General features: G+C 71.8%; 14 protein-coding genes and 1 tRNA gene. 12 read left to right on the top strand and 3 right to left on the bottom strand.

The features are described from left to right. The first annotated feature begins 101 nt into the window (after positions 1-101). From CFK39_RS05200 to CFK39_RS16720, 7 genes are all read left to right on the top strand, one after another. Positions 102-1796 (top strand): ABC-F family ATP-binding cassette domain-containing protein, encoded by a 1695-nt coding sequence (locus CFK39_RS05200; protein WP_089064564.1) that lies wholly within the window; start codon positions 102-104, stop codon positions 1794-1796. 153 nt (positions 1797-1949) lie between these two features. After that, positions 1950-3290 (top strand): O-acetylhomoserine aminocarboxypropyltransferase/cysteine synthase family protein, encoded by a 1341-nt coding sequence (locus CFK39_RS05195; protein ID WP_089064563.1) that lies wholly within the window; start codon positions 1950-1952, stop codon positions 3288-3290. A gap of 193 nt (positions 3291-3483) precedes the next feature. Next, the gene (locus CFK39_RS05190) at positions 3484-4188 is read left to right on the top strand and encodes an HAD family hydrolase (protein WP_157697072.1); all 705 of its coding nucleotides are present in this window, start codon (positions 3484-3486) and stop codon (positions 4186-4188) included. Continuing rightward, positions 4185-4892, top strand: a complete 708-nt coding sequence (locus CFK39_RS05185; protein ID WP_089066295.1) for an HAD family hydrolase — start codon at positions 4185-4187, stop codon at positions 4890-4892. The genes CFK39_RS05190 and CFK39_RS05185 overlap by 4 nt, the downstream gene beginning before the upstream one ends. Positions 4893-5085: 193 nt before the next feature. Continuing rightward, positions 5086-7101, top strand: coding sequence for an NHL domain-containing thioredoxin family protein (locus CFK39_RS05180; RefSeq protein ID WP_089064561.1), 2016 nt, complete (start codon positions 5086-5088; stop codon positions 7099-7101). Between the two features lie 108 nt (positions 7102-7209). Then, entirely contained in the window at positions 7210-8259 is a 1050-nt protein-coding gene (locus CFK39_RS16725) for a hypothetical protein (RefSeq protein WP_245822925.1), read from the top strand. A 5-nt stretch (positions 8260-8264) separates the two neighbouring features. After that, a complete protein-coding gene (locus CFK39_RS16720; RefSeq protein ID WP_338027714.1) occupies positions 8265-9692 on the top strand; it encodes a sodium/proton-translocating pyrophosphatase in 1428 nt (475 codons plus the stop codon). A 12-nt stretch (positions 9693-9704) separates the two neighbouring features. On the opposite strand, the gene CFK39_RS05170 is transcribed toward CFK39_RS16720, so the two are convergent. Beyond that, on the bottom strand, positions 9705-10280 hold the full coding sequence (locus CFK39_RS05170; protein ID WP_089064560.1) for a TetR/AcrR family transcriptional regulator: 576 nt from the start codon (positions 10278-10280) through the stop codon (positions 9705-9707). A gap of 245 nt (positions 10281-10525) precedes the next feature. Here CFK39_RS05170 and CFK39_RS17430 point away from each other — a divergent pair, with 245 nt between their 5' ends. Together CFK39_RS17430 and CFK39_RS16415 are read left to right on the top strand one after the other, a co-directional pair. Next, positions 10526-10819: a helix-turn-helix domain-containing protein gene (locus tag CFK39_RS17430; protein ID WP_089064559.1), complete on the top strand. Its 294-nt coding sequence runs from the start codon at positions 10526-10528 to the stop codon at positions 10817-10819. Next, positions 10723-10944 carry a hypothetical protein gene (locus CFK39_RS16415; RefSeq protein WP_172805626.1) on the top strand — a complete coding sequence of 74 codons (222 nt, stop codon included), beginning with the start codon at positions 10723-10725 and terminating at the stop codon, positions 10942-10944. Before CFK39_RS17430 ends, CFK39_RS16415 begins: the two co-directional genes overlap by 97 nt. 74 nt (positions 10945-11018) lie before the next feature. Here CFK39_RS16415 and CFK39_RS05160 read toward each other — a convergent pair. After that, positions 11019-11089, bottom strand: a tRNA-Gly gene (locus CFK39_RS05160). A gap of 185 nt (positions 11090-11274) precedes the next feature. Between CFK39_RS05160 and dcd the strand changes: the two genes are divergently transcribed. Both dcd and CFK39_RS05150 read left to right on the top strand, forming a co-directional pair. Then, positions 11275-11868, top strand: coding sequence for a dCTP deaminase (dcd, locus tag CFK39_RS05155; RefSeq protein ID WP_089064558.1), 594 nt, complete (start codon positions 11275-11277; stop codon positions 11866-11868). Next, positions 11865-12695 carry a hypothetical protein gene (locus tag CFK39_RS05150; RefSeq protein WP_089064557.1) on the top strand — a complete coding sequence of 277 codons (831 nt, stop codon included), beginning with the start codon at positions 11865-11867 and terminating at the stop codon, positions 12693-12695. The genes dcd and CFK39_RS05150 overlap by 4 nt, the downstream gene beginning before the upstream one ends. Before the next feature lie 123 nt (positions 12696-12818). On the opposite strand, the gene CFK39_RS05145 is transcribed toward CFK39_RS05150, so the two are convergent. Further along, complete coding sequence (locus tag CFK39_RS05145; RefSeq protein WP_089064556.1) at positions 12819-14171, bottom strand: MFS transporter; 1353 nt, start codon at positions 14169-14171, stop codon at positions 12819-12821. A gap of 151 nt (positions 14172-14322) precedes the next feature. Here CFK39_RS05145 and CFK39_RS05140 point away from each other — a divergent pair, with 151 nt between their 5' ends. Beyond that, positions 14323-17175, top strand: coding sequence for a Na+/H+ antiporter subunit A (locus CFK39_RS05140; RefSeq protein WP_245822993.1), 2853 nt, complete (start codon positions 14323-14325; stop codon positions 17173-17175).

The raw sequence follows: 17175 nt of genomic DNA, 5'->3' as shown, positions 1-17175 counted from the left end.
GCGGATATTCGATGGACCGCGGGGGCGGGGGCTCCTACGGTGGCGACATGCGCCTGTGATCCGCCCCGTCGACCGCCGTCCCTCCGCTCAGGAGCCGATCCATGCCCGCGCACCCTCCCGCCGCCGCGACGCCCGCCGCGGCCGACCCGTCCCTGCATCTGCGGGCCGACGGCATCTCCTTCTCCTTCCCGGACCGCCGGGTCCTCACCGATGTCTCCCTGGTGGTCCCCGCCGGGCGCCCCACCGGCCTGCTCGGCGAGAACGGCAGCGGGAAGTCCACCCTGCTGCGGATCCTCGCCGTGCAGCTCGCCGCGGACACCGGGAGCTGCACCGCGCCCGGACCCGTCGGCGTGCTCCACCAGGAGCTCCCCTTCGGCCCCGCGACCAGCCTCGCCGAGGTGCTCGCCGACGCCCTCGAACGCTCCCGCCGCCTCGAACAGGCCCTGATCGCCGCGGGCGAAGCGCTCGCCAGCGGGGACGACGGGCCCACCGCCGCGGCCGCCCACCGCTTCGACACGCTGCTCGCCGAGGCCACCCTCGCCGACATCTGGAACGCGGACCGTCGCGCGGAGGAGGTCCTGGCCGGGCTGAGCCTGGACGTGCTCGCCCCCACGACGGCCCTCGGCAGGATCAGCGGCGGCCAGCGCGAACGCCTGGCGCTGGCCCATCTGCTCATCGCCCGCCCCACCAGCTGGCTGCTCGACGAGCCCACCAACCACCTCGATGATGCCGGCGCCGCCTTCCTCACCGCCACCATCGCCGCCCACCCGGGACCGGTGCTGATCGCCAGCCATGACCGTGCCTTCCTCGATGAGGCCACCGTCGCCCAGCTCGACCTCGACCCCGCGGAGTCCCCGGCCCAGGCCGAGCCCGGAGGGCTCACCGCATATACCGGCGGCTTCAGCGACTACCTGCTGGCCCGCTTCGAGGCGCGCGACCGCTGGGAGCACCGCTACCGCACCGAGCAGGAGGAGCTGAGGGCGCTGCGAGCGGCGGTGAAGGACTCCGCGACCGTCGGCCACGTGGACGCCGCCCCGCGCACCGAGGCCCGCGCCTCGAAGAAGTTCTACGCCGACCGCAACGCCGCCGTCGTCTCCCGCCGGCTGCGCGAATCCCGGGCCCGCCTCGCCCGGCTCGAGCAGCACCAGGTGCGCAGGCCGCCCGCTGAGCTGCAGCTCACCCACCTGCCCGCCGCGGCCTCCCGCGCCGCCTCCGGGACGGTGCAGCTCGCGGTGAGCGAGGTGGCGGTGACCGAGCGCCTGGCGCCGGTCTCCTTCAGCGTCTCTGCAGGGCAGCGACTGCTGGTCACCGGCTCGAACGGCAGCGGGAAGTCCACTCTGCTCGACGTGATCGCCGGCTCCCTCGACCCCACGTCCGGCACCGTGGACCGACCGCGGAGCCTGCTGATCGGGCATCTCGGCCAGGACGACGTCGCCGTCCCGGGCCGCACCGTCCGCCGCCACCTGCGGGAGGCCGCAGGCCTCGCCGGGACGGAGGACGCTGCAGTCCCGGAGCTGTTCGGCCTGGTCGCCCCGCGCGATCTGGACCGCCCGCTCGCCCTGCTCTCGCGCGGCCAGCTGCGACGGGTGATGCTCACCGCCGTGCTGCTGGATCCGCCCGAGCTGCTGGTGCTGGACGAGCCCACCAACCATCTCGCGCTGCTGACCGCGACGCGACTGGAGGCGGCACTGGAGGGCTGGGACGGCACGGTGCTGATCGCTTCCCATGACCGGTGGCTGCGCCGCCGCTGGCAGGGCGAGGTGCTCGAGCTGTCCGCCGCCGGTGGCGGGGGCTGAGCCCTACGGGACTCGTGCGACCGCCGGGCCCGGAGGGGGCCCGTGCGACTGCCGAGCAGCGGCGCGGGGTGTTCATCCGCGTTCACGATCCTTAGCGCAGCGCCCCCACCCAGGTCAGGCTGGGCCCATCACCGTCCCAGGAGGAGCCCCGTCATGACCGAGCAGACGCAGAAGTTCGAGACCCTGACCATCCACGCCGGCCAGGTCCCCGACACCGACGCCGGTTCGCGCGCCCTGCCGATCCACCAGACCACGAGCTTCGTGTTCCCCTCTGCGCAGTCCGCCGCGGACCGCTTCGCGCTCGCCGAGGCCGCCCCGATCTACACCCGCATCACCAACCCCACCCAGGCCGTGGTCGAGGATCGGGTCGCGGCGCTCGAGGGCGGCGCCGCCGGGCTGCTGCTCGCCTCCGGCCAGAGCGCGATCACGCTGTCGATCCTGAACCTCGCCGGGTCCGGGGACTCCGTCGCCGTCTCCCCGAGCCTGTACGGCGGCTCCTTCAACCTGTTCAAGCACACCCTCAGCCGTCTCGGCATCACCGCGCAGTGGGTCCAGGATCCCACCGATCCGGAGTCCTGGCGCGCCGCGGCCGACGAGACCACTCGCGCCTTCTTCGTCGAGTCGATCCCGAACCCCAAGCAGGACATCCCCGATATCCGGGCGATCGCCGACATCGCCCACGACATCGGCGTCCCGCTGATCGTGGACAACACCGTCGCCACCCCCTTCCTGCTGCGCCCGCTCGAGCACGGTGCGGACATCGTCGTGCACTCGGCGACCAAGTTCCTCGGCGGCCACGGCACCTCGATCGCCGGCGTGATCGTCGACGGCGACAGCTTCGACTTCGCCGCCCACGCCGAGAAGTACCCGCACTTCAACCAGCCCGACGAGTCCTACAACGGCCTCGTCTTCGCGGGCCTGCCGGCCGCCTTCGCGACCCGTGCCCGCACCAACCTGCTGCGCGACCTGGGCCCGGCCGTCTCCCCGTTCAACGCCTTCCTCATCGGGCAGGGACTGGAGACGCTGCCGCTGCGGATGGAGCGCCACCTGGAGAACACCCACCAGGTCGCCGCCGTCCTCGAGGCCGACGACCGCGTGGGCCCCGTGACCTGGGCATCCCTGGATTCCTCCCCGTACAAGGCCACCGCTGACAAGTACCTCCCGCGCGGCGCAGGCAGCGTGCTCGGCTTCGTCCTGCCCGGCGGGCTCGAGGCCGGCAAGCGCTTCGTCGATGCGCTCACCCTCCACTCCCATGTGGCGAACATCGGTGATGTGCGCTCCCTGGTGATCCACCCCGCCTCGACCACGCACTCCCAGCTCAGCGAGGAGGAGCAGCGTGCCGCCGGCATCGAGCCGGGCTTCGTGCGGCTGTCCGTGGGCATCGAGCACATCGACGACATCCTCGCGGACATCGAGCAGGGCCTGGCCGCCGCTGCCGCTGGCGCGACCACCGCCACCGCTGACGCCACCGCCACCGCTCACGCCACCGCCTGAGGCCCGCCCACGAGCAGTGACTCGCGGGTATCCAGTCTCAGCTGTCGCCATCGCGGGTCCGAAGCGACAGCTGAGACTGGATACCGCTGGGTCATCGTGCGTGGCGGCGACGCTGCGCCGTGCGCAGGAGTGTTGCGGGACCAGTGACAGGGGGACAGCGGGTGTGCAGGGGAGGGCCGATATCCTGGGCCGCATGACCTCCGATCCTGTTGCTCCGCCCGTCTCCCCGTTGGACCAGTGGCCACCGCGCTGGTCCCCGGCCGCGGTGATCTTCGACTGCGACGGTCTGCTGGTGGACACCGAGGGCCAGTGGGTGGCGCTGCAGGAGGAGTACCTCGCCCGGCACGGCGCCGCCCTGGACCCGGTGACCCGGCGCCAGATCACCGGCCGGGCCGCGGACCTGGTGGTCCTCGCCATCGCTGAGGCTGTCGGCAAGGACCCCCACCAGGTGGGCGCGGAGCTGCTCGCCGAGCATCGCGGGCATATCGGCGAGGGCCTCACCCCGCTGCCCGGCGCACTGGAGACCCTGCGATCCATCGCCGCGGTCCGACCGGTGGCGGTGGCCTCCAACTCCCCACGGGACATGCTGGACACCAAGCTCGAGACCCTCGAGCTCACCGAGCTGGTCGATGTCTCGATCGCGATCGAGGACGTCGCCGAGGCGAAGCCCGCCCCCGATATGTACCTGGCCGCTGCGCGAGAGCTCGGTGCGGACCCGACAGACTGCCTCGGATTCGAGGACTCCGAGACGGGCGCCGACGCTGCCCGGGCGGCCGGACTGCAGCTGATCGCCGTGCCGTCGATCCCCGGGCAGGAGCCCTGTGCTCCGCGCCGCCTCACCTCTCTCGACGATCCCGTGCTCGCCCGGTGGATCTCCGCCTGGGAGCCGCGCCGATGAGCGCGGGCACCCCGTCCAGGGCGGTTGCGGCCGAGATCCCTGCCCGCTTCGCCGCAGCCTTCGGCGACTGGACCCCGCAGGCGGTCGTCTTCGACTGCGACGGGCTGCTGCTGGACACCGAGTCCATCTGGCAGCTCACCGAGGACCGCGTGGTCGCCGCCCACGGCGCCGTGCTCCAGGACGGGGACCAGGCGCTGCTGCACGGCTCGACCATCGAGGTCGCCTCGGAGCTGATCGCCCGGCGTGCGGGCCATGCCGAGCAGGCGGTGCGTGAAGACCTCCACCGTGAGTTCGACCGCGAGCTCGCGGCCGGCATCCGCACCCTGCCCGGCGCCGCCGAGATCCTGCAGCTGGCCGGGTCCAAGGTGCCGCTGGCTTGCGCCTCGAACTCCTGGCTGGACTCGCTGGAGGACAAGCTGCGCCTCGGCGGGCTGCGGGACCATTTCACAGTGCTGGAGGCGTCCGACACCGTCGAGCGTCCGAAGCCGGCCCCGGACATGTACGCCGCGGCCGCCCGCGCTCTCGGTGCCGAGCCCTCCCGGGTGCTCGCCTTCGAGGATTCCGGGACCGGCGCACGAGCAGCCCGGGAGGCGGGGCTGCGGCTGATCGCCGTCCCCACCGGTGGGCATCCGGCACCGCCGGCCGATCTCGCCCTGACCGCGCTCACCGATCCCGAGCTGCGGGCCTGGATCACCCTCTGGTGACGGCACCCTCCGCGCAGCTCCCCGGAGCCGTGCAGTCCCGTCGGCCGAGGGCGACGGGGCTGAGCCGAGGCCGTGACCGCCGCGACGATGTCGCCCGTGGCGCGGGTCGGCTGGCTCACATGAGGTCCGTGGGGAAGCCCGTCAGGGGTGGGAAGTTGGCCCTGCGGCGTCGATCCGGTGTTCACTGGACCCCATGAGCACAACGCCGGACCCGTCCACGCCCCTGACAGCTCGTGCTCATGGCTCCGCATTGCGCGGCCGTGGCTGGCTGAACACCGGTGGCACCGAGCTCGATCTGGAGACGCTGCGCGGGAAGATCGTGCTGCTCGATTTCTGGACCTTCTGCTGCGTGAATTGCCTGCACGTGCTCGACGAGCTGCGTCCCCTCGAGGAGAAGTGGGCCGATGAGCTGGTGGTGATCGGCGTCCATTCCCCGAAGTTCGAGTTCGAGAAGGACCCGGAGGCGCTGGCGGCGAACATCGAGCGGTACGAGGTCACCCATCCGGTGATCGACGATCCGGACCTGCTGACCTGGAGCGAGTACGGCGCACGCGCCTGGCCCACCCTGATGGTGCTGGACAGCCACGGCCGCATCGCCGGCAACCTCTCCGGTGAGGGCCATGCCGCGAATCTCGACCAGCTGGTCGCCCAGCTCGTCGCCGAGGCGGAGGCCGACGGCTCCCTGCGGCGCGGGCCGGCGCCCACGGTGCTTCCCGAGCGCACCCCGCAGACCCTCCGCTACCCCTCGAAGCTCACGCTGCTGCCGGACGGCCGGCTGGTCGTCTCCGATGCCGGCCAGCACCGGCTGGTCGTCTTCCAGAACGACGGTTCGACCGTCGACGCGGTCATCGGCACGGGGGAGCGCGGGCACGCCGACGGCGACGAGGGGACCGCGCAGTTCGCCGAGCCGAACGGTGTGCTCGCACTGCCGACCGAGGTCGCCGACGAGGTCGGGTACGACCTGCTGGTCGCCGACACCGCGAATCATCGCCTCCGCGCGGTGAAGGTGGGCCAGGACCGGTGGCTGCGCTCGCGGACCGCGACCGAGGTGAGCACCGTCGCCGGCTCGGGCTCCCAGTGGATGCAGGGCGAGCCGCTGCCGCGCGGCGAAGGCGATGCCCGCACCTATGCACTGTCCACTCCGTGGGACCTGACCTGGTCGCATGTGCTGGACCGAGCGGTGATCGCGATGGCCGGCATCCACCAGCTGTGGACCTTCGACCCGGTCACCGGGGCGATCATGGTGCTGGCCGGCACCACCCAGGAGGGACTGGTCGACGGCCCCGCCGTCACCTCCTGGTGGGCGCAGCCCTCCGGCCTGGACGAGCTGCCCGACGGTCGCATCGTCGTCGCCGACTCCGAGACCTCGGCCGTGCGCGTGCTGGACCCGCGCACCATGCAGGTGAGCACCCTGGTGGGTGAGGGGCTGTTCGACTTCGGGCATGTGGACGGACCTGCGGCGATCGCCCGCCTGCAGCACCCCCTGGCCGTCACCGCGCTGCCGGACGGCCGGATCGCCGTCAGCGACACCTACAACGGGGCGATCCGCATCCTCGAGGAGCCCGCGACCGACGGGGCAGGCACCGCGACCGGCGGCATCACCGCCCTCGACGGCGTGGTCTCGCTGGCGGGACCCGGCGATGCCGGTGGGGCCGAGGCGGAGGCGGGACCCGGTGAGGCGCATGTGGTCACCGTCGCCACCGACCTCGATGAGCCCTCGGACGCGATCGTCGGCCCGCCGGTCGACGGCATCGGCCAGCTGATCGTCGTCGAGTCAGGCCTGCATCGCATCACGTGGGTCCCGGTCGCCAAGGCCGCTGAGCGCATGATCGACAAGGGCGCTCAGCGCTCCGAGCGGCCGGTCACCGAGGTCGGTCCCGGTCCGCTCACCGTGCGGGTGCTGTTCACCCCGCCGGCCGGGCACAAGCTCGACGATTCGCTGGGCCCCTCGACCCAGGTGACCATCTCGACCACGCCGACCTCGATGCTGACCTCCGGCGCCGGGGTCGACACCGCACTGGAACGGACGCTAGAGCTGGATCCCGCCTACCTCGAGGGGGTGCTGCATGTCAGCGCCCGCGCCGCCTCCTGCGACGCGGACCCCACCATCGAGTTCCCTGCCTGCCACATGCATCAGCAGGACTGGGGCGTGCCGATCCGGGTCGTCCAGGGCGCCCCCGCTCATCTCGATCTCTCGCTGCTGGACTGAGTCGGTGACCGCAGCGGTCATCCTGCTCGATTATCCTCGGCCGCCGGAGCCGCGCTCCGGTCTGTCACCACGCTCGGTCCGCCGAGCCCCGTCGTCGGAAGCTCTCACGTGGATCTGATCTCGCAATTCCCTCTGGGCGACGATCTCGCCTGGACCCTGCTCACGCTCGGCGTCCTCGCCCTGGCGGCGCTGGTCGCCGGAGCCGTCGTCCCCAGTCGGCTGCGGCGCGACGAGGACAGCGAGGAGCTCGACGAGGGTCTGGGTCGCCGGCTCGGCGGGCAGCTGCTCTCCGCCGGCTCGATCATGCTGTGGGTGGGCCTGCCGCTGGCGGTGCTGCTGTATCTCGCCCCGGGCAGCACCGATGACCGCCTGCTGCGGTCGGGCATGCTGCTGGTGGGCATCGCGCTGGGCCCGCTCGCCGCCTGGCGGGGGATCGCCGTGCAGCTGGCGGCCCTGGGGCTGGACGCCGAGAGGCGCCCGGCGATGATCTCCCGGCTGGGGGCGCTGACGGTCACCGGCGCGCTCGCCCTCGCGCTGCTGCCCACGGTCATCATCGTGTGGTTCCTGCAGACCGCGGCCGGGCCGGCGCTGATCGCCCTGGCCGGCGGCGCGGCGATCTCGGCGCTGGCGATCCGGATCTGCGCCGCACCGGTGGACACCGCGGCCGCCGCCGCCACGCTCCTGGTCGGCAGCGATGAGCACGAGCTGGACGCCGAGGATCCGGCGAACCTGGGCGGCCCGCATCTGCGCAGCACTCGGATGGCGTCGCGCGGCGGGGCCCTGAGCGCGGACCTGGTCGCCGTGGCGACCGCCGCCGCCGGCGTCGGCGTGCTGCTGGGCGTGCCCGTCCTGGCCGCCGAGGGGTTCATCGTCGTGCTCCTGGGACTCGGTGCGGCGATGCTCGCCGCGGCCGCAGCCGCCGTGGTGCCGCACCTGGGCACCCCCGGCCACGAGCGCGGCGCCCTGCGCCTGGGCGGGCTGATCCCGCAGTGCTCGGCGGGGCCGGTGCCATCGCCGCCGCCGCCCTGTGGATCCCCTCCCGGTACAAGGACCTGCGCTTCGAGGACGTGGGGCTGGAGAACTTCACCGATCCGGCGATCACCGGCGGCACCCCGACCCCGCGCGAACAGCTCGAGCCGCAGATCGAGCAGGCGCTGACCGATATGGGGCAGTGGGTCTCCGCGACCGACGAGTCCCAGTACGCCAGCGCCTTCCTGGACCTGATGGGTCTGTACTCGATCACCCCGAACGTCGTGGTCGCGGTGGCGCTGGGCCTGGGGGTCCTGGCCGCCCTGGCCGTCGTGATGCTGCTGAACGGCACGGGTCATCGGCTCGGCGGGGCCGTGCTGCGGACCGCGCGCACCAGCCGCACCGGCGGTGCGCTCGGCATCATCGCCGGTCTGGGGTCCACCGCACTGACCGCTGCCGGGGCGGTGGCGCTGCTGGTGCTGATCGCCCTGGTGATCTCGGTGCTCTCGGCCGGGGTGCCGGGACTGGCGCTCGCCCTCCTCACCCATGCCGGGCTCGGTGCGCTGATCGTGGTGGCGGCACATGCCGGTGCCCTGCTGGCGAGCACCTTCGCCGACCGGCCCGATGCCGAGCCGGCGCTGCAGGGCGCCGCTGCCGGTGCCGCCACCGGCCCCCGGGCCGCGCTGCTGCTGGCCGGGGCGCTCACCGCACTGGGCGCGCTGGGCCCGGTGGTCAGCGCTCTGCAGCTGGCGCCGCGGGCCGGGAGCGTGTGGGAGGACCGTGCCCTGCATGCCATCACCCCGAGCTCGCTCACCATGCTGGCCGGAGCGGGTCTGGGCGTGCTGACCGTGCTGCTGGTGACCTCCTCGCTGCTGGACGGCGCCCGCCGCCTGGGCGCGAACGCCGTCGTCGAGACGCGCGCCTCCCTGCTGGAGGGGCGGGCCCACGCCGACCTGGTCGATCTCACCGAAATGGTGCGCCGCGCCTCGGTCACCCCCGTGGTGGTGGCACTGCTGATGCCGGTCGTGGCCGGTTTCGGGCTGGGGCCGGGCGCCCTGCCCGGACTGCTGCTCGGCATGGTGCTGACCGCTGCCGGCCTGGGCCTGTGGACCCTCGGCGCGGGCTCCACCCTCGAGAACGCGGCGGCGGTGATCGGCTCCGGCCGCTACGGCGGGCGCGGATCCTGGGGCCACTCCGGTGCGCTCGGCGGCACCGTGCTGACCGGGGTGCTGCGCTCGACGATCGGCTCTGTGGCGCTGCCGCTGCTGCTGACCTCGAGCATGCTGACGGCGCTGTCCGTCAGCGCTGTGGTCGGCATGAACACCGACGACACCAGCCCCTTCCTGCGCTGGGGCATCGCGGTGATCGCCCTGGTCATCATGATGGCCTGCTGGGTGATCGCGGCGACGGCGCCCGAGGTCGATCTCGAGGACGGCGAGGGGGAGATCGCCTCGCCGCTGTTCAGCCGTGCGGCGGAGGAGTCGGCCGGTGACCTCGAGGCGATGGACTGGGAGCCCGACGACGAGCACATCGAGCAGGTGCCGGTGGCGACCAAGCCCGCCAAGCCCGCCAAGTCCGCGAAGCGTCGGGCGCGGAAGCAGCGCCGCGGCGACGAGGGCTGATCACCCGGGGCGTCAGCTGCCGGTGCCGAGGCCCCGCAGCACGAAGGCCTCGAGGGCGGTGCGGGAGTACCGCTTGGCGGAGGAGCCCACCAGCAGGCCGTTGATGATCCGTACCGTGGCGTCCACATCCAGGTCGGCGGCGAAGTCCCCGGACGCGACCCCGTCGGTGACGATGGTGCGCAGCACGTCCTCGATCAGCACTACGTGATCGCGCATGCGCGCCGCGGTCTCCGGGGACAGTGTCGCGCCGCCGGAGGTCTGCGGGACGTGGAAGGAGACATTGAGGTCGAGCTGGGTGTGGACGTACGCGATCGCGGCATCGCGGGGGGTGGCGGAGTCGCTGACCCCGGCCCGCAGCTGGGCGATGTAGTCCGTGGTCTCATGGATCGCGTACTCGACCAGGAGGCTCTCGCGGTCCGGGAAGTGGTTGTACATCGCGGTGCGGCCCACGCCGGCCGCGGTGGCGATCCGCGAGAACGTCACCGTCTCGAACTCCTGGGTCTCGAGCAGGTCGGCGAGCGCGGCGAAGATCTTCTCCCGAGTGCGCTGGCGATGCTCCTCGAGGGATCCTCCGATGATCTTGGGCATGCCGCATTCTTACACTTCTGCGAAGACCGACATAACCTTGGCGGGGGATCCGTGCCTGAGTCGGCGACCCGGCCGGGAATGAAGAACGCCGGCCCCGCAGGGCCGGCGTTCCAGAGAGCGGGTGACGGTGTGTGATCTCAAGACATAGTTCGCCCCTGTCTCGCGTCATCGTTCGCACCTCGGCGTCGTCATGATCGGCCGTAGTAGAGGGCTGGTGTCTCGCGTCATCATTCGCACGATGGAGCATGTCGAAGAACACAGCGATAGTGCTCAGCGTCATCGAGGCGGGCATGAGCACCAGCGAAGCCGCACAGAAGTTCCACGTCTCCCCGCGCTGGGTACAGATCCTCGTGGCCCGCTACCGCAAAGGTGGCGTCGAGGCCCTCGACCCCGACTCACGCCGAAGGCCTCCGTGGGAGGAACCCGCCAGAGGGACTACTCCGTGCGCACCGACAGAGTCGACACCCACGGCAAAGTCTCCCTGCGCTACGCCGGCACGATGCGCCACCTCGGCATCGGCCGCGCCCACGCCGGACTGAGAGTCCGCATCATCCGCCAGGGCCCCGACACGATGGTCATCGACCTCGCCACCGGAGAACTACTCGCCGAACACACCATCGACCCCGACCGCGGGTACCAACCACAACGAAAAAGACCCCGGTGAACACTCACCGGGGCCTTCTCCTCGCGAACAATGTCCCAAGACATCCGCGAACGATGTCCTGAGACACCACAGAGAGCGGGTGACGGGAATCGAACCCGCGCTATCAGCTTGGGAAGCTGAAGTTCTACCATTGAACTACACCCGCGAAAAGCTGTCCGATCAGCACTGCGACCCTGTGGGCCGCCGCCGTTGGAGCAACGCGGATAAGCATACCCCGAGAGGGCGGTGCTGTGCGAACCGTGCTGAGGTGCGCGGTCCCGGGCGGGCTCGGCGCAGCGCGATGATGGGACGGATCGACCTTCCCGGCGGGAGGCGGCTAGTCTGGTCGCCGTGCTGCTCAGCGATCATGACATCCGGACCGAGATCGAGGCCGGACGGGTGCGGCTGGACCCCTTCGAGGACGAGATGGTCCAACCCGCCTCCGTCGACGTGCGGATCGACCGCTTCTTCCGCCTCTTCGACAATCACAAGCATGCGCTGATCGATCCGTCGATCGAGCAGCCCGACCTCACCCGCGAGGTGGCGGTGGACCCGGACGAGGCCTACATGCTCCATCCGGGCGAATTCGTGCTCGCCTCCACCTATGAGCAGATCACCCTGCCCGATGACGTGGCCGCCCGCTTGGAGGGCAAGAGCTCGCTGGGCCGTCTGGGCCTGCTGACCCACTCCACGGCCGGGTTCATCGATCCCGGTTTCCAGGGGCACATCACCCTGGAGCTGTCGAACATGGCGACCCTGCCGGTCGCGCTGTGGCCGGGGATGAAGATCGGGCAGCTGTGCTTCTTCCGGCTCTCGAGCCCGGCCGATCGGCCCTACGGCAGCGCCGGGAACCTCAACCGCTACCTCGGCCAGCGCGGGCCGACCCCCTCGCGCTCGGCCCAGAACTTCCATCGCACCCGCATCCCTGTGGAGGAGCAGCAGTGACAGCCCCGATCAGCCCGTCGACCGTCGAGACGTCCCGTACCAGCCACCGGCTCCAGCTGCCGCGGGACACCGATCCCGCCGCCGTGCTGACGATGGTGCGCAACCTGCGGCCGGCGGCGGTCCAGGGCGCAGACGGGGCGATCGAGCTGGGGGACGGGCTGCGACTGTTGCCGGACAGCTCGCCGCGCGGCGTCGGTCGCTGGACCCTGGACACCCCGCGGGTCCGGGAGGATCCGCTGCCGGAGGGGATGGGCGACTCCCACGGCTACGGGCGCGCCTTCCCCGAGGGGATCCCCTTCGGCCCCGAACGAGCAGGCCTGGACCTCGCCTGGTCGCTGGGGCGTCGGCTCTACGGCGCCGTGGTCACCGACAGCGGTGCCCGCCTCGAGCCGAACCCCTTCCACATCCGGGATCTGACGGTGGTCAGCCCGCATGCGCTGGCCCCGGAGTCGCTCGCCGAGCTGCTGGGCCCGCTGGAGCCGGAGGCCGAGCTCGACGAGGTCCCCGCGGATACGCCGCGCACCGGGTACAGCGTCTCCATCCCGCTGCCGGAGGGGGAGGAGATCTCGCTGCGGGTGGGTCGCAGCTCCCGCCCCGCGGCCCTGCAGGCCGTCGGCTGGCTCGAGGATGCGGTCGACTACGAACTGGTGCACCTCACTGCCGACCCCGAGGAGGACGCGGTCGAGGCCCCGGAGCCGGAGACCGCGGACCGCTGGCAGCTCGTCTACCGGCGGATCGGGATGATCGCCGGGCTGCTCGCGGAGACCGTCGGCGGCTATGTCGTGGACCTCGAGGGCTTCCTGGTGGATCCGGCCGACCTCGCCTGATACCACCTCCGGGAGCGCCCGTCCGCGCGACGGCGCCGGCAGCGCGCTGCCGGCGGACCCCGGCTCGGCTGCGACCGGGCCCGCCCACCGGGGCTCAGGTGGCGCCCGGCTCCCCGGCCGCGCTCAGGCGGCGACCGACGCCCTCCCGGCAGTGCCGAGCCGGATCGGCAGGAAGGCGATCAGCCCGATCGCGATCACCAGCACGATCCCGAGGATCCCGGTGCGGGTGTCACCTGCGATCGCGACGGTCGCGGCGAAGGCCGCGGTGCCCAGGAAGCCCAGCGCCCGCCCGGTGGTGGCGTAGAGGCCGAAGTTCTCGGTCTCCCGGCCCGGCTCCGAGAGCCGGGTGAGCAGGTTGCGGGAGGCGGACTGCACGGGGCCGACGAACAGGCATATCGACAGGCCGGCGATCCAGAACACCAGGGTCGAGGCCAGCAGCAGCACCACCAGGCCGAGCACGATGATCCCGGCGCAGCCGATGATGATCACGAGGCGGGGGCCGAAGCGGTCGTCGACCTTGCCGCCGAGGAACACCCCGAACCCGGCGACCAGATTCGCGGCGATGCCGAAGATGATGATCTGGACGGTGGAGAAGCCGTACGCGTTGGCGGCCAGCACCCCGGCGATGGAGAAGACCGCCCCCAGCCCGTCGCGGTAGATCGCCGAGGCCACCAGGTACTGCAGCATGATCGGTTCCTCGCGGAAGGCCCGGATCACGCGCCGCACGATGAGCGCATAGCCCTGCCAGGGGGTCCAGCGCTCCCCGGGAGCGGTGGCGGCGTGCTTGGGCGCCTTCAGCATCAGCGGCATCGTCCCGACCAGGATCCACAGCGCCACGAACAGCGGGATCGCCCGGTAGTTCCAGCCGGACTCCCCGGTGATGCCGAGCAGCCCGGTGCCGGGCATCACGAACAGCACCAGCACCATGGCCAGGCAGACGATCGAGCCCCAGTAGCCGACCGCCCATGCGGTGCCGGAGATCCGGCCGCGGTTGTCCGGGGTGGAGATCTCCGGGAGCACCGAGTTCACGAACACCCCGGCGAGCTCGCTGAACACGACGGCCAGCGCGATCAGCACCGCCCCGAGCACCAGGTAGTCCGCATCCAGCGCCACCAGGGGCATCAGCGCGATGACGACCACGGTGGCCACGGTGGTGATCCGCAGCAGCGCGTTGCGGGCACCGCCGCGGTCGGCGAGGTTCCCCAGCAGCGGCGCCAGCAGGGCGATCGCCACCGCGCCGATCGCCTGCCAGGTGGTGAGCACCTGCGAGCCGTGGTCCTGCGCGGCCTTGATCGCCTCGTCCCCGACCGCACCCTCGGAGGCGACGGCGCTGGCGACATAGGTCGCGAACACGAAGGTGAGGATCACCGAGCTGAAAGCCGACATCCCCCCGTCCCAGAGGGCGAAGGGGATGACGGGCGGGCGCGTGGGACGGGCAGCGGAGGTGCTCGCTGCCGGCTCCGGGAGGCTGGGCATGAGCACACTCTACGGAGCATGGGGGCCAGGGGCGGGGGAGTCCGGGATCCGCCGGGATCCCTGCGCCTCTTTGCAGGATCGCCGAGCCCGCCTCCCGTACGATGACACCGGCCCTTTCCCTCCCGCCCGGACGGAGACCTCTGTGCTCACGATGCTGCTCGCCCATGTGGTGGCGGCGCTCGTGGGACCCCTCCTGGTGCGGAGGTTCGGCCGCAACGCCTTCTACCCGCTGGCGCTGGTGCCCGGCGCCTCGGCCCTCTGGCTGGCGACCCTGGATCCGCAGGCGCTCGCCGGGTCGCCGCGCGAGATCTCCGTCAGCTGGATCCCCGCCTTCGGCATCGACCTGGCGTTCCGCCTGGACACGCTGAGCTGGGTGCTGGCGCTGATCGCCACCGGCATCGGGGCCGTCGTGCTGGCGTACTGCGCGAGGTACTTCAAGGACACCGAGCCCGGGCTGGGCCGGTTCGCAGGGCTGCTGACGGCCTTCGCCGGGACGATGGTGGGCCTGGTGCTGGCCGACGACGTGATGATGCTCTACACGTTCTGGGAGCTCACCACCATCTTCTCCTACCTCCTGGTGGGCCACTACCAGGACCGGCAGGCCTCCCGCCGTGCGGCGCTGAACGCCCTGATCTCCACCACTGCGGGTGGCCTGGCGATGCTGGTGGGTCTGCTGATGGTCGCCGTGCCGGCGGGATCGATGCGGCTCTCGGTGATCGTCGCGGATCCGATGTGGGAGCAGGCGGGGCCGTACCTGATCACGGCGATGGCGCTGATCCTGGTGGGGGCGACGAGCAAGTCCGCCCTGGTGCCGACCCATTTCTGGCTCCCCGGGGCGATGGCGGCCCCCACCCCGGTCTCCGCCTATCTGCACGCCGCGGCGATGGTGAAGGCCGGTGTCTACCTGATCCTGCGCCTCGCTCCTGCGCTGACCCACCTCGAGGCGGTCACGATCGTCCTGGCGGCCGTCGGGGCGGCGACCATGCTGGTGGGCGGCTGGCGCGCCCTGCGACAGACGGACATCAAGCTGCTGCTGGCCTATGGCACCGTCTCCCAGCTGGGCTTCCTCACCGCCGTGGCGGCGGTGGCCACGCACGACGCGGTGATGGTGGCCCTGGCGATGCTGATCGCGCATGCGGTGTTCAAGGCACCCCTGTTCATGGTCGTCGGCATCATCGACAAGAAGTTCGGCACCCGTGACCTGCGAGTGCTGTCCGGAGTGGGACGGGCTGCGCCGATCGTCGCTGTGATCGGCATCCTCTCGGCGGCCTCGATGGCGGCGGTCCCCCCGCTGTACGGCTTCGTCGCCAAGGAAGCGATCTACACCGCGCTGTGGACTGCCGGAGGATGGCAGCGACTGCTGCTGCTCGCCCTGATCGCGGGCTCGATCCTCACCGTCGCCTACTCCTGGCGGTTCGTCCACGGCGCCGTCGGCCCCGCCCCGGGAGCACCGCGGGTCCAGCCGGCCCGGATCGCGGTGCTCTACTGGCTGCCTCCAGCGGCGGTGGCGCTGTTCTCGGTCGCCCTGGTCCTGGCCGCCGGGCCGCTGGAGCGGACCCTGCGCGCCTACTCCTCGATGCTGCCGGCGAGCGAGGCCGAGGTGCATCTCGCCGTGATCCCGCATCTCGGGATCCCGCTGCTGGCCACCGGGGTCACCCTCGGGCTCGGCATCGTGACGAGCACGCTCGCGCGCCCCGTCGCGAGGCTGCAGAAGAAGCTCTCCCCGCAGTCTTGGGCGAACGGCCGCCTCCTCGAGGCCTTCGACGCCGAGCGCGGCTTCCGCCGGATCCTGCGCGGGACCGACGCCCTGTCGATCGTGGCGACCACGCTGTTCCAGCGGGGCTCCCTGCCGTACACCCTGGGCACGATGCTGGTGGTGCTGATCGCGCTGGTCACCCCGGTGGCGCTGACCCAGACCTCGCCGCCGCAGAACCTGGTGCTCTTCCAGCATCCGATCGAGCTGATCGTGCTGCCGGTGGCGGCGCTGGCCGCGCTCGGCGCCGCCCGCTCCCGTCGGCGGCTGCGTGCGGTCTTCCTCATCACCGTCACCGGCTACTGCGTGGCGCTGCTGTTCCTGATCGCCGGCGCTCCGGACGTCGCCATCACCCAGGTGCTGGTGGAGACCGCGATGACGGTGGTGCTGGTGCTGGTGATGCGGCGCCTGCCGCTGCACTTCTCCCGTCGGCCGCTGCGGATCGGGGCCTGGGGTCGGTGGGGGATCGCGATCGCGACCGCGGTGGTGCTGTGCGGCGGGACGCTGTACGCGGCGGATGCCCGCTACCGCGCGGCGCTCGGGCCGGGACTCATCGAGAAGGCGTACACCATCGGCGGCGGCCACAACGTCGTCAACGTGACGCTGGTCGATGCCCGTGTCTGGGACACCATGGGCGAGATCGCCGTGCTTCTGGTGGTGGCCACGGGCGTGGCCTCGCTGGTCTTCGTCACCCGTCGTGAGCGTCCGATCGCCCGGGTGCGCGACCTGGATTCCAAGACCTCCATCTGGCGTCGCCGCGTCGGCTCGGAGCTGCCGCAGAACGCGCTGGACTTCGACGCCCGCCCCGACGACGTCGCCGGCGGAAACCGCTGGCGCACCTGGCTGTCGGCCGGGCTGACCCTCGCGCCGGAGCGGCGCATGGTGGTCCTCGAGGTCATCACCCGCATCGCCTTCCCGATGATGATGATGTTCTCGATCTACCTGCTGATGGCCGGGCACAACCAGCCCGGCGGCGGCTTCTCGGGCGGCCTGGTGGCCGGCCTCGCGCTGGCGCTGCGCTATATCGCCGGCGGTCGCTACGAGCTGAGCGAGGCGGCGCCCGTGCAGGCCGGGTTCGTCCTCGGTGCCGGATTGGCGATCGCGGTCCTGTCCGGCGTGCTGCCGCTGCTGCTGGGCGGCAGCGTCTTCTCCACCGCGACCCCGGTCGTGCAGGTGCCGCTGCTGGGGAGCTGCACTTCCCCAGCGCCCTCCTCTTCGACATCGGCGTCTACCTGGTCGTGCTCGGCGTGA

Origin of the sequence: Brachybacterium avium, from assembly GCF_002216795.1 — a bacterium.
GTDB lineage: Bacteria > Actinomycetota > Actinomycetes > Actinomycetales > Dermabacteraceae > Brachybacterium > Brachybacterium avium.
This window is presented reverse-complemented; position numbering and strand designations above follow the sequence as displayed.

Excerpts from the sequence above, each read along its gene's own strand:
- CFK39_RS05200 (WP_089064564.1), top strand. The coding sequence starts at position 102 with ATGCCCGCGCACCCTCCCGCCGCCGCGACGCCCGCCGCGGCCGACCCG.
- CFK39_RS05195 (WP_089064563.1), top strand. The coding sequence starts at position 1,950 with ATGACCGAGCAGACGCAGAAGTTCGAGACCCTGACCATCCACGCCGGC.
- CFK39_RS05190 (WP_157697072.1), top strand. The coding sequence starts at position 3,484 with ATGACCTCCGATCCTGTTGCTCCGCCCGTCTCCCCGTTGGACCAGTGG.
- CFK39_RS05185 (WP_089066295.1), top strand. The coding sequence starts at position 4,185 with ATGAGCGCGGGCACCCCGTCCAGGGCGGTTGCGGCCGAGATCCCTGCC.
- CFK39_RS05180 (WP_089064561.1), top strand. The coding sequence starts at position 5,086 with ATGAGCACAACGCCGGACCCGTCCACGCCCCTGACAGCTCGTGCTCAT.
- CFK39_RS16720 (WP_338027714.1), top strand. The coding sequence starts at position 8,265 with ATGGGGCAGTGGGTCTCCGCGACCGACGAGTCCCAGTACGCCAGCGCC.
- CFK39_RS05170 (WP_089064560.1), bottom strand. The coding sequence starts at position 10,280 with ATGCCCAAGATCATCGGAGGATCCCTCGAGGAGCATCGCCAGCGCACT.
- CFK39_RS17430 (WP_089064559.1), top strand. The coding sequence starts at position 10,526 with ATGTCGAAGAACACAGCGATAGTGCTCAGCGTCATCGAGGCGGGCATG.
- CFK39_RS05145 (WP_089064556.1), bottom strand. The coding sequence starts at position 14,171 with ATGCCCAGCCTCCCGGAGCCGGCAGCGAGCACCTCCGCTGCCCGTCCC.
- CFK39_RS05140 (WP_245822993.1), top strand. The coding sequence starts at position 14,323 with ATGCTGCTCGCCCATGTGGTGGCGGCGCTCGTGGGACCCCTCCTGGTG.